This is a genomic window from Actinomadura verrucosospora, from assembly GCF_039540335.1.
In the GTDB taxonomy this organism is placed as follows: Bacteria; Actinomycetota; Actinomycetes; order Streptosporangiales; family Streptosporangiaceae; genus Spirillospora; species Spirillospora verrucosospora.
The window spans coordinates 1-11,922 of record NZ_BAABEV010000007.1; the positions used below are offsets into that span (position 1 = coordinate 1).

8 protein-coding genes are annotated in these 11,922 nt (G+C 73.5%); 2 read left to right on the forward strand and 6 right to left on the reverse strand.

The window, feature by feature from the left end; all coding sequences use genetic code 11:
- On the reverse strand, positions 1-1,862 hold a 1,862-nt coding region (locus ABD944_RS10230), incomplete at its 3' end, for an alpha-1,4-glucan--maltose-1-phosphate maltosyltransferase (protein ID WP_345174757.1).
- Positions 1,863-2,240: 378 nt separating this feature from the next.
- On the opposite strand from ABD944_RS10230, the gene glgP reads away from it, so the two are divergent.
- The gene (gene glgP, locus ABD944_RS10235; protein ID WP_345174759.1) at positions 2,241-4,838 is read left to right on the forward strand and encodes an alpha-glucan family phosphorylase; all 2,598 of its coding nucleotides are present in this window, start codon (positions 2,241-2,243) and stop codon (positions 4,836-4,838) included.
- Here glgP and ABD944_RS10240 read toward each other — a convergent pair.
- Together ABD944_RS10240 and ABD944_RS10245 are read right to left on the reverse strand one after the other, a co-directional pair.
- Positions 4,835-5,410, reverse strand: coding sequence for a hypothetical protein (locus ABD944_RS10240; protein WP_345174761.1), 576 nt, complete (start codon positions 5,408-5,410; stop codon positions 4,835-4,837). The two genes, glgP and ABD944_RS10240, sit on opposite strands and share 4 nt — an antisense overlap.
- The gene (locus tag ABD944_RS10245) at positions 5,407-5,679 is read right to left on the reverse strand and encodes a helix-turn-helix transcriptional regulator (protein WP_345174764.1); all 273 of its coding nucleotides are present in this window, start codon (positions 5,677-5,679) and stop codon (positions 5,407-5,409) included. The genes ABD944_RS10240 and ABD944_RS10245 overlap by 4 nt, the downstream gene beginning before the upstream one ends.
- A gap of 116 nt (positions 5,680-5,795) precedes the next feature.
- Here ABD944_RS10245 and ABD944_RS10250 point away from each other — a divergent pair, with 116 nt between their 5' ends.
- The gene (locus ABD944_RS10250; protein ID WP_345174766.1) at positions 5,796-6,965 is read left to right on the forward strand and encodes a sensor histidine kinase; all 1,170 of its coding nucleotides are present in this window, start codon (positions 5,796-5,798) and stop codon (positions 6,963-6,965) included.
- Positions 6,966-7,129: 164 nt separating this feature from the next.
- Here ABD944_RS10250 and ABD944_RS10255 read toward each other — a convergent pair whose 3' ends face one another.
- The 3 genes from ABD944_RS10255 to ABD944_RS10265 form a co-directional block, all read right to left on the reverse strand.
- Entirely contained in the window at positions 7,130-7,915 is a 786-nt protein-coding gene (locus ABD944_RS10255; protein WP_345174768.1) for an ATP-binding cassette domain-containing protein, read from the reverse strand.
- Positions 7,916-8,068: 153 nt separating this feature from the next.
- Positions 8,069-8,845, reverse strand: coding sequence for an SWIM zinc finger family protein (locus ABD944_RS10260; protein WP_345174770.1), 777 nt, complete (start codon positions 8,843-8,845; stop codon positions 8,069-8,071).
- Entirely contained in the window at positions 8,845-11,844 is a 3,000-nt protein-coding gene (locus ABD944_RS10265) for a DEAD/DEAH box helicase (protein ID WP_345174772.1), read from the reverse strand. Before ABD944_RS10265 ends, ABD944_RS10260 begins: the two co-directional genes overlap by 1 nt.
- Between the last annotated feature and the right edge of the window lie 78 nt (positions 11,845-11,922).

Sequence of the window (11,922 nt, forward strand, 5' to 3'; positions counted from 1 at the left end):
AGGTCGAGGTGGACGGTGGCTTCGCGGGGTTGGTGGGGGTTGAGGTTGACGATGGTCAGGACGATGTCGTCGAGGTGGTGTTTGGAGAAGGCGAGGAGTTCGGGTTGGTCGATGTGGTGGAAGTGCAGGTTGCGGAGTTGTTGGAGGGCGGGGTGGGTGTTGCGGAGTGTGTTGAGGGTGGTGATGAGGGGGGCGATGGTGGTGTCGGTGCGGTCGGCGGTTTCCCAGTCGCGGGGGCGGTACTGGTATTTCTCTGAGTCGCGGTATTCCTCGCTGCCGGGGCGGACGGGGGTGTTCTCGCAGAGTTCGTAGCCGGAGTAGATGCCCCAGGCGGGGGAGAGGAGGGCGGCGAGGACGGCGCGGATTTCGAAGGCGGGGCGGCCGCCGTGCTGGAGGTATTCGTTGAGGATGTCGGGGGTGTTGGTGAAGAGGTTGGGGCGCATGTAGGCGGCGGCGGGGCCGGTGAGTTCGCGCATGTATTCGGTGAGTTCTTCGGCGTTGTTGCGCCAGGTGAAGTAGGTGTAGGACTGGTGGAATCCGATTTTGGCGAGGGTGTGCATCATGGCGGGGCGGGTGAAGGCCTCGGCCAGGAAGAGCACGTCGGGGTCGGTGGTGTTGATGTCGGCCAGGAGGCGTTCCCAGAAGGCGACGGGTTTGGTGTGGGGGTTGTCGACTCTGAAGATGCGGACGCCGTGGTTCATCCAGTGGTGCAGGAGGTTCTTGACGGCGGTGTAGAGGCCGTCGGGGTCGTTGTCGAAGTTGAGGGGGTAGATGTCCTGGTATTTCTTGGGCGGGTTCTCGGCGTGGGCGATGGTGCCGTCGGCGCGGGTGGTGAACCATTCGGGGTGTTGGGTCACCCAGGGGTGGTCGGGGGAGCATTGCAGGGCCAGGTCGAGGGCGACTTCCAGGCCGCAGTCGCCGGCGTGGGCGACGAAGGCGTCGAAGTCCTCCAGGGTGCCCAGGTCGGGGTGGACGGCGTCGTGGCCGCCGTCGGGTGAGCCGATGGCCCAGGGGGAGCCGGGGTCGTAGGGGCCGGCGTCCAGGGTGTTGTTGGGGCCTTTGCGGTGGGTGGTGCCGATGGGGTGGATGGGGGGCAGGTAGACCACGTCGAAGCCCATGTCGGCGATGGCGGGCAGGCGTTTCATCGCGGTGCGCAGGGTGCCCGAGGTCGGGCCGCGCCGCCCCAGGGGGTCGAAGGTGGCGCCTTCGGAGCGGGGGAAGAACTCGTACCAGGCCCCGTACAGGGCTCGTTGCCGGTGCACCACCAGCGGATACCAGTCACTGACCGTCAACAGATCCCGCAACGGATGGCGTTCCAGGACGTCCTCGACATCGGGATCGGCAACGGCCTCCATCCGGTCGGCGACCGGAACGGTCTCGTCCCCGAGGCGCTTGGCCAGCCGCCCCACGGTCGGGCGGTCCTTGCTCGGGACGGCCTCCGCCGCGCGGGCGAACAGCCGCGCCCCTTCCGCGAGCATGAGCTCGACGTCCTGGCCGCGCGGAACCTTGATCTCGGCGTCGTGGCGCCAGTGCGCGATCGGATCGCCCCAGGCCTCCACCCGGAACGACCACGACCCCATCTCCGTCGGCGTCACCTGCGCCGACCACCGGTCGAGCCCGACCCCGACCTCGCTCATCCGCTGCGGCGGCAGTTCCTCGCCGTCCGGCGTCCGCAGCACCACCGCCGCGCCCAGCCGCTCGTGCCCCTCCCGGAACACCGTCGCCGACACCTCGACGGTCTCGCCCACCACCGCCTTCGCCGGCCACCGGCCGCAGTCCACCACCGGCTCGACGTTGACGATCGGGATGCGTCCCAGCCTCGGAATCCCGGGCATGCTGGACGTTCCGGACTCGACGTGCATGTGCCACCCCTACCCTCTCGAGAGATCCAAAACGTCCATGCCCGGAACGCGCCGCCTACTGCCGAGTAGTCGCGGAAGTTTTTCCACGTTCGCCCGATGGTCGCCGTGGCGTGCGGCTCGTCCCCTGGCCGACCTGCGACACGGCTCCTGGCCGACCCCGGCCGTGCCGCGCCGGTCTTGGGAGGGTCGAGATTGGGCAAACGGTCGGCCCGGACGCGGGAGCCCGCCCAGGTGACGAGCGCCCGGGACCGGGCGGGAGCCCCTGTGGGGACGGGGATTCCGGGGACTCGTGCCCCCGGCGGGCCGATCGGTCCGCGAGGTGACGGTGTGGTCCCCGCCGTCGCGCCCATGCCCCCGAAGCGCATAGCGTGACGTTGCGTGAAGGCAATCCGACGTTTCACGGTACGCACCGTCCTTCCCGAGCCCCTCAGGCAGCTCGAGGAGCTGGTCCTCAACCTGCGCTGGTCGTGGCACCACGAGACGCTCGACCTCTTCCGCGACGTGGACCCTGCGCTCTGGAAGGCCGTCCACCACGATCCGGTCAGGCTGCTCGGCGAGGTCGCCCCCGAGCGGCTCGCGCGGCTGGCGGAGGACCGGCGGTTCCTGCGACGCCTCCAGGACACCGCCGAGGACCTGCGCGAGTACCTGACGGCGCCGCGCTGGTACCAGTCGCGCCCAGGGGACTCGCCGGTGAGCATCGCCTACTTCTCACCCGAGTACGGGATCACCGCCGCGCTGCCGCAGTACTCCGGGGGCCTCGGCATCCTCGCCGGCGACCACCTGAAGACCGCCAGCGACCTCGGCGTGCCCATCCTCGGGGTCGGGCTCCTCTACCGGCACGGCTACTTCTCCCAGTCGCTGTCGCCGGACGGCTGGCAGCTGGAGCGCTATCCCCCGATCGACCCCAACGGGCTGCCCCTGACCCTCCTGCGCGAGCGGGACGGGACGCCGGTGCGCGTCGTCATCGGCCTGCCCAAGGGCGGCGGCCTGCACGCGCAGGTGTGGATCGCGCGGGTCGGCCGCGTCCCGCAGCTGCTCCTCGACTCCGACGTCGAGGAGAACGACCAGGCCGCCCGGGACGTCACCGACCGGCTGTACGGGGGCGGCGGCGACCACCGCCTCCTCCAGGAGATGCTGCTCGGCATCGGCGGCGTGCGGGCCATCCGCGCGTACTGCCGCATCACCGGGCATCCGGCGCCGGAGGTGTTCCACACCAACGAGGGCCACGCCGGGTTCCTCGGCCTGGAGCGCATCCGCGAGCTGGCCAAGGAGGAGGCCCTGACCTTCGACGAGGCCCTGGAGGCGGTCCGGGCGGGCACGGTGTTCACCACCCACACGCCCGTCCCGGCCGGCATCGACCGGTTCCCCCGCGAACTGATCGCCCGCTACTTCGGCGGCGCGAACGAGGAGGAGCAGGTCCCCGTCGACCGGATCCTCGCGCTCGGCGCCGAGGACTACCCCGGCGGCGACCGCACCGTGTTCAACATGGCCGTGATGGGCATGCGGCTGGCGCAGCGCGTGAACGGCGTCAGCCGGCTGCACGGCGAGGTCAGCCGGGAGATGTTCGGCGGGCTGTGGGGCGGGTTCGACACCGCGGAGGTCCCCATCGGGTCGATCACCAACGGCGTGCACGCCGGGACGTGGGTCGCGCGCGAGGTGCTGGAGTTCACCGCCCGCGAGCTGCCGTCGGTGATGGAGTCCGGGCGCGGCTGGGAGGCCGTGCGCGACGTCCCCGAGCCGGAGGTCTGGCGGATGCGCAACCTGCTGCGCCGCCGCCTCGTGATGGACGCGCGCCGCCGCCTGCGCGAGTCGTGGCGCCAGCGCGGCGCCAGCGAGGCCGAGACCTCGTGGATCGACGACGCCCTCGACCCCGACGTCCTGACGATCGGGTTCGCGCGGCGCGTCCCGTCCTACAAGCGGCTCACGCTGATGATGAGCGACCCGGACCGGCTCCGCGCGATCCTGCTCGACCCCGACCGGCCCGTGCAGATCGTCATCGCCGGGAAGGCGCACCCCGCCGACGAGGGCGGCAAGCGGCTCATCCAGGAGATCGTCCGGTTCACCGGGTCCGAGGACGTCCGGCACCGGATCGTGTTCCTGCCCGACTACGACATGGCCCTCGGGCAGCTCATGGTGCAGGGCTGCGACGTGTGGATGAACAACCCGCTGCGCCCGCTGGAGGCGTGCGGCACGTCCGGGATGAAGGCCGCGCTGAACGGCGGGCTGAACCTGTCGATCCGCGACGGCTGGTGGGACGAGTGGTACGACGGCCAGAACGGCTGGGCGATCCCCTCCGCCGACGGCCTCGCCGGCCCCGACCGGCGGGACGAGCTGGAGGCCGCCGCCCTCTACGAGCTGATCGAGGACCACGTCTCCGTCACGTTCTACGACCGCGACTCGGCCGGGTTGCCGCGCCGCTGGCTGGAGATGGTCAAGCACACCATCGCCACCGTCGGCCCGAAGGTGCTCGCGTCCCGGATGCTGCGCGACTACGTCGACGACCTCTACACCCCGGCCGCCGTGTCGGAGCGCTCCATGGTCGCCGACAAGTTCGCGGGCGCCCGCGAGCTGGCGGCCTGGAAGCGGCAGGTCCGCTCGGCGTGGCCGCGGGTCGCCGTCGAGCACGTCGAGTCGACCGGGGAGGAGAGCCCCCAGGTCGGCGCGCGGCTGACGGTCCGGGTCGTGGTCGACCTCGACGGGCTCGCCCCCGAGGACGTCGCCGTCGAGGTCGCCTACGGCCGGGTGGACGACGCCGACGCGCTCGTCGACCCGTCCTACCTGGAGCTGGAGGACGGCGGCCCGGCCGAGAACGGGCGGCGCCGCTACACCGGCGAGGTGCCGCTCGGGCGCAGCGGCGCGTTCGGCTACAGCGTGCGGGTGGTGCCGAGCCACCCGCTGCTGTCCGGACGGGCCGAGATGGGCCTCGTCGCGCTGCCGCCCGCGCCGCAGGGCATGACCAACGGCGACCTGCGCTAGCCGGCCTCCCCCTCGTCGTCGGCGGGCGGCGGATCGGGCGTCTGCCAGGCCGCGACGACGAGGGGGAGCAGCGTGTGCGTCGCCAGCAGCGCGAACAGGATCAGGAAGAGCGCGGCGCCGGGGATCTGCGACTCGCGGCCGTCCCGGTCGGCGATCATCGTCGCCACCAGCACCGCGACCAGCACGACCGTGGTGGCCTGGTGCGACGTCGCGAAGGCGCGGAGCCGCGCCGTGAGCTGCCGCTCGTCCAGCTCGCGCTCCCGCCTGGAGGTCAGGCCCCGGGTCACCGCGATCAGCTGGCCGGCCAGCGGTATCCCGCCCACCACCAGGACGCCGAGGATCACGAAGTTGACGATCATCGCGGTGTCGCTCGGGGCCAGCGCCCACGACACGGCGGCGTCCACCCAGAACAGGCCCAGCATGGCCGCGCCCGCCCCCGCCAGCATCCGGCGGGGCCGGCGGCGCGCGTAGCGGGCGGGCAGCCGCCGCTCCAGCTCCTCGTCGAGGGCGGCGAGGCGGTCCGAGCGCCTGCGGCGGGACCGCTCCCTCCACCCGGCGGTGCGGTTCGTCATGACGTGCCTCCGATTCTCGGGAACGGCTTGAGGGAGAAGACGACCTCGACCGGCACCTCGAAGTACTCGGCGATGCGCAGGGCGAGGTGCAGGCTCGGGCTGTACTCGCCCCGCTCCAGGTAGCCGACCGTCTGGTAGTGCACCCCCAGCGCGGCGGCGAGGTCGCGGCGCGAGACGCCGCGCTCCGCCCTGAGCACCGTGATCCGGTTGTGGACGGTCTCCTTCTCGGCGGACACCGGATCGGCCTTGCGGTTCACCGGCTCGCTCATGCTCACTCCCCGTACGGGTCCTTGGACGGATCACCGTAAGTCTGCATCTGTTGATAGTAGAAGTACTACATCTCGTATCGGACATGCAAGCGAGCCGAAGCTGGCAGGATGGACACGTGCGACTTGCGAACCGGGGCGGGCGGCCGGTCCCCTGGCCGCCGACCGGCCGCACCGCGGACGCCGCACTGGCCGGCGGGGCCTTCGCCGTCCTGGCCGCGATGACCCTCGTGTCGGTCCACACGGGCCCGCCCTCGCGGATGCCCCTCTACAGCTGGGCGCTGCTGGCGGTCGCCTGCGGGGCGCTGTACTTCCGCCGGAGCCATCCCGTCGCGGTCGCCGCCGTCACGCTCGCCGCCTGCGCCGTCTACTACCCGGTCACCGAACCCGACGGGCCGGCCGTGCTCACGTTCGTCGTCGCCCTCTACACCGCGGCCGCCGAGGGCCACATCACCGCGGCCGTCGTCCTCGTGGGGATCGCGGTGGCCGGGACGGTGGCCGGCGACCGCCGCGACGACGTCAACCACCTCGCGGACGCGGCCGGCTTCCTGCTCATCGGCTGGTTCGTCGCGGTCGTCGCCATCGGCGGCGTCGTCCGCAACCGCCGCGCCTACCTGCGCGAGGCGCAGGAGCGCGCCCGCGTCGCCGAGCGCGGACGCGAGGCCGAGGCCCGCCGCCGGGCCATCGAGGAGCGCCTGCGCATCGCCCGCGAGCTGCACGACGTCCTCGGCCACAACATCTCGCTCATCAACGTGCAGGCCACCGCCGCGCTGCACGGCCTGCGCCGCGAGCCGCAGCGCGCCGAGGACGCCCTCACCGCGATCAAGCAGGCCAGCAAGGACGTGCTCCGGGAGATGCGCGCCACGCTCGGCGTCCTGCGGCAGGTCGACGAGGCCGCCCCGGTCGCGCCCGCCCCCGGCCTCGCCCGGCTGGACGAGCTGACCCGGGGCCTCGCGGCGGCCGGCCTGGAGATCCGCACCGAGGTGGAGGGCGAGCCGCGCCCGCTGCCCGCCGAGGCCGACCTCGCCGCGTACCGGATCGTCCAGGAGGCGCTCACCAACGTCACGCGGCATTCCGGCGCGACGTCCGCCGTCGTCCGCGTCGGCTACGGCGCCGACGGCGTGGTCGTCAGCGTGGCGGACGACGGGACGCCCGGATCCGGCGCGCCGTCGTCCGACGGCAGCGGCATCCGCGGGATGCGGGAGCGCGCCGAGGCGCTCGGCGGCGACCTCGACGCCGGGCCCGGCCCGGACGGCGGCTTCACCGTCCGCGCCCGCCTGCCGCTTTAGCCTGTGTTCCGAAGGCCCGGCCCACTTCGCTCGCCTGGCGGCTCGCTACGTGACCTGGGCGAGCGCGACATCGCTTCGCGATCTGCCCGGTCCCGCCTTCGGCTTCGCCGCACCAGGCCGGTCACGCGCTCGCGCGCGTGGCCGAGGCCACTTCGAGATAGGCCCTAGCCTGCTTCCCGGCCCCGGGACCCCAGCGGCTCCGGAACCCGAGCGGCCGCGGGACCCGGCGCGCGAGCCGCGGCCGCCTGCGCCCAGAACCGGGCGGCGCCGGGACCGCCGGACGGGGCGCGCCTGCTGATCGAGATCATGCCGGTCCCGCCCCCGCCCGGCGCCACGGGCCGCGCCCGGTCGACGACGCCGACGCCGTCGCCGCGGCGGGCCTCGGCCGCGTCGCGCGTGGTGAGCAGGACTGTCGTGCCGGACGCGGCGATCCGGCGCAGCGTCGCCCAGATCAGGTGGACCGTTCCACTGTCGAGGCCGGACGTAGGTTCGTCCAGGAAGAGCACGTCCGAGCGCCCCAGCAGCGCCAGCGACAGGTCGAGCCGCCGCCGCTGCCCGGCCGTCAGCCGCTCGAACCGCACCCCGGCGGACGCCTCCAGGCCGGTCAGCGCGAGCGCCTCGGCCGCCGCCAGCGGGTCCAGCGTCCAGCGGCGCCAAGCCGTGACGACCTCGGAGACGGTGAGGCCGGGGAAGAGCCCGCCGTCCCGCCACACCGCGCCGATCCGCAGCCCCTCCCGCTCCGCGTACGGGTCGGCGCCCCGGATCCGCACCGTGCCGCCCCAGGGGCGGCGGAGGCCCGCCAGCGCCTCCAGCAGCAGCGTCTTGCCCGACCCCCCGTGGCCGAGCAGCGCGTAGACCTGGCCCTCCGGCACCCCGAACGAGAAGTCCCCGACCGTCCGGGCACCGCAGCGGACGCGCAGTTCACGCGCCTCCACGACGATTCCACCCATCCCTCGTCGCTCCCCCCAAGGCGGCGCCCGGCCCTCTCGGGGCGCCCACGTGCTGAAAGCCTAGGGAGCGGCCCCTCCGGCAGGCGGTCGAGCCGCGCCGGCGTTCGCACTCCGTAAGATCATCCGTGGCCCGCAGGCGCCGGAGACCTCGGGTCAGTCCTCGTCCTGCCCGGCGAGCGCCTCGTAGACGGGCGCCAGCACGTCGGTCAGCGCGCGGCGCCGGACGCGGACCGGCGGGGGAGCGGCGACCTGGAGCACGAACCCCGGCGGGACGGGCGGCGCCGGCGGGCGCTCGCGCAGCCGGGCCAACCCGGACGGCGGCGTCCAGAAACCCTCGGCGGTGAGCGGCTCGTCCCGCATCTCCAGCGGGTCGGGCTCCGTCCCGGTGGCGCGCCGCAGCGCGCCGAGCAGCTGGTCCCGGCGCCGCCCGTTCCACTGGAGGACGAGGAACGGGTCGTCGTCGAACGCCTCGGCGAGCAGGTACAGGACGGCGGCGGCGTGCTTGCACGGGTCGCCCCAGTCGGGGCAGTCGCACATCAGGTGCAGGTCGGACGCCGAGTCCGGGAACAGCGCGAGCCCCAGCTCGGCGAACACCCACTCGATCTCCGGTGGCATCTCCCCGGCCAGCAGCCGGGCCCGGAACAGCGCGCGGGACGCCAGCTCCGCCTCCACCGCGCGCCAGCCGTCCTCGTCGATCGCCTCGATGCCGAGCGCCACCTCGTACGGCTCCGGCGCCGAGCCCCGCACCTTCGCGGTCACCTCGTACGCCTCCACCCGCAGGTCGAACACGGTGCCCTTGCGGGCGTAGGCGCGGCCCCGCTCCAGGCGCCCGGCGTCGGCGAACGACTCCACCAGGTCGATGAAGCGCCGCGACCACCACCGCGCCCCGATCGAGCCGCGCCTCGTGCGCGCCCTGACGCCCTCGTCCATCAGTCGCTCACCGCCTCCGGCGACAGCCGCAGGACGTCGCGCAGCTCGGCGACCGACAGCTCGGTCAGCCAGTCCTCACCCGTGCCGACGATCGAGTCGGCCAGGGCCTTCTTGCGTTCGATCATCTCGTCGACGCGCTCCTCCATCGTCCCCACGCAGATGAACTTGCGGACCTGGACGTCGCGGGTCTGCCCGATGCGGAACGCCCGGTCGGTGGCCTGGTCCTCCACGGCCGGGTTCCACCAGCGGTCGACGTGCACGACGTGGTTGGCGGCCGTCAGCGTCAGGCCCGTCCCGGCGGCCTTGAGGGACAGCAGGAAGATGGCGGGTTCGCCGTCCTCCTGGAACCGCTGGACGAGGTCGTCGCGCCCCTGCTTGGACGTCCCGCCGTGCAGCCACAGCACCGGGCGTTCGAGCCGCGCCGCCAGGTAGGGCTGGAGCATCGACCCGAACTCGGCGTACTGGGTGAAGACGAGCGCCTTCTCGCCCTGCTCCAGTACCTCGGCGCAGATCTCCTCCAGCCGTTCGAGCTTGCCCGACCGTCCGGGCAGGCGCGAGCCGTCTTTGAGCAGCTGCGCCGGATGGTTGCAGACCTGCTTGAGCTTGGCCATCGTCGCCAGCACCAGCCCGCGCCGCTTGGCCTCCTCCGCCTCGGCGATCTGCTGGAGCATGTCGTCCACGGTCGCCTGGTAGAGCGACGCCTGCTCGGTCGTCAGGTTGCAGTAGACCTTGATCTCCTGCTTCTCCGGCAGATCCGAGATGATCGACCTGTCGGTCTTGAGGCGGCGCAGGATGAACGGCTGCGTCGCCCGCCTGAGCGCCAGCGCCGCCTGCTCGTCGCCCTCCCGCTCGATCGGGATCGCGAACCGCCGCCGGAACGCGCTCCGCGGCCCGAGCAGCCCCGGGTTCGCGAACTCCATGATCGACCACAGCTCGGTCAGGTGGTTCTCCACGGGCGTGCCGGTGAGCGCGATCCGGCTCCGCGCCGGGATGCTCCGCACCGCGCGGGCCTGCCGCGTCCCGCTGTTCTTGAGCGCCTGCGCCTCGTCGCAGATGACCCGCTCCCACGCGATCGGCGCGAGCATCTCCGCGTCGCGCGCCGCCGTCCCGTAGGTGGTGAGCACCAGATCCGCCCCCGCCACCGCCTCGGCGAGCTCCTCGCCCCGGTGCCGCCCCGTCCCGTGGTGCACGTACACCCGCAGCTTCGGCGTGAACCGCGCGGCCTCCCGCTGCCAGTTCCCCACCAGCGACATCGGGAGAATGGCCAGCGTTGGAGCGGTCGTCGCACCATCTTTTCGTTCGTGAACAAGCAGTGAGAGCACCGATATGGTTTTCCCGAGGCCCATGTCGTCCGCGAGAAGGGCGCCCAGGCCGAGTTCGTTCATGAACGTCAGCCAGGCGAGCCCGCGCTCCTGGTAGGGCCGCAGCTCGGCGTCCAGGTCCTCCGGGGTGCGCATGGGGGCGAGGCGGCGGTCGGCCTCGCCGGAGAGGAGGTCGCCGAGGGGGCCCGCGGCGTCCACCCCGGTCAGGGGGAGGGCGTCGTCGCCGGCGTGCACGATGGCCCTGATCGCCTCGGCGGCCGTCATGCGGCCGCGGCGCGGGTGGCGCAGGAAGTCGAGGGCCGCCTCCAGCTGGTGCTCGTCGAGCTCCACCCACTGGCCGCGCAGGCGGACGAGGGGGGTCTTCAGCCGGGCCAGCTCCTCCAGCTCGGCCTCGTCGATGCTCTCGTCGCCGATGGCGAGGTCCCAGCGGAAGTCGACCATCGACTTCAGGTCGAAGCCCGAGGGCGCCGCCGACCCCGCGGAGGCCTCCGGGTCCTCGGGGCGGGTGGTGAGCCTCATGCCGAGCTTCGCCTTGCCCGCCCACTGGGGGAGCAGGACGCCGAAGCCCGCGGCGGCGAGCATGGGGGCCGCCTGGCGGAGGAAGCGGAACGCGCCCGCCGTGTCGAGGAGGAGCTCGCGCGGCGCGGGGCCGTCCAGGGCGGGCGCCAGGTCGGGGAAGAGGCGCAGGGCCCGGCCGAGGCCGGCGAGGAGGGTCTCCTCGGCCTGCGGGATCGACGTGGCCTCGCCGTCCCAGACCAGCGCGGCGGGGACGTAGAGGCTCGGGTCGTCGGTGCCCTGGAGAGCGAACTCGACCCGCCAGGAGTCGCCGTCGCGGGGCTCGGCGTCCTCCTCGAACTCCTCGGCGCCCGGTTCGGCGAGGCGGAAGCAGACGCGCAGCGGGCCGGACGGGCGGCGCGCGGCGGCGGCCCACGCGTCCAGCTCGGCGATGAGGTCGTCGGGGTCGTCGCGGGGTTCGCGGGCGACCTCGGGGGACGGGCCGGTCAGCGCCATCACCCAGCGCTCGGCGAGCGGGAGCCGGTCGGGCTCCTTGCGCCGCGACACCAGCAGCGGATGCGGGACGGTGCCGCGCACGGCCGTGTCGACCAGGGCCGACAGCGCCTCGCGCAGGACCTCGGCGGCGGGCCGTCCGCCGTCGGCCGCGCGGCAGGCGGCGGGCATGGCGCGGGCCAGCGCGCGGAACCGCGCCGGGTCGTCGATCACCGGGCGCCAGCGGGCGACGAGGTCGCCGTCCTCGCGCAGCAGGGCGGGCAGGACGTGGCCGCGCCCGGCGAGGTGCACCGCCTCGTCGGCGAGCAGGCACAGGAAGCGCAGGTCGGTGCCCGCGACGACGTCGGCGCTGTGCTCGGCCGCCTGGAGCAGCGCCATCGCGGGGAACGGGGCGAGGACCAGGGCCGGGACCCGCCACGGGCGCAGCTCGGGCTCGTCGCGCACCGGCTCGGGGCCCAGCTCGGCCGACGGCAGCGGATGGTCGCCCGCGGTGGGCAGCGACATCGCCAGCTCGACGCGGAACGCGGCGCGCAGGAGCGGCTCGTAGGACGTGCCGGTGAAGTCGCAGGTCGCGAAGGGGTGGACGTCCGGGGAGGGCTCGTACGGGCCGGTGCGTTCGGCCCACAGGCAGAGCGCACCGCCATGCCAGGTGGCGTGGGCGACGAGCATGGTCCCCGAAGCTACCAGCAGCCTCGGACACCACCGGGGCCCGCTCCGTGACCGGCCGCTGGTTAGGCTCGGGGCGTC

Coding starts and splice junctions, on each gene's coding strand:
- ABD944_RS10245 (WP_345174764.1), bottom strand. CDS start 5,679: ATGAGCGAGCCGGTGAACCGCAAGGCCGATCCGGTGTCCGCCGAGAAG.
- ABD944_RS10240 (WP_345174761.1), bottom strand. CDS start 5,410: ATGACGAACCGCACCGCCGGGTGGAGGGAGCGGTCCCGCCGCAGGCGC.
- ABD944_RS10265 (WP_345174772.1), bottom strand. CDS start 11,844: ATGCTCGTCGCCCACGCCACCTGGCATGGCGGTGCGCTCTGCCTGTGG.
- ABD944_RS10260 (WP_345174770.1), bottom strand. CDS start 8,845: ATGGACGAGGGCGTCAGGGCGCGCACGAGGCGCGGCTCGATCGGGGCG.
- ABD944_RS10255 (WP_345174768.1), bottom strand. CDS start 7,915: ATGGGTGGAATCGTCGTGGAGGCGCGTGAACTGCGCGTCCGCTGCGGT.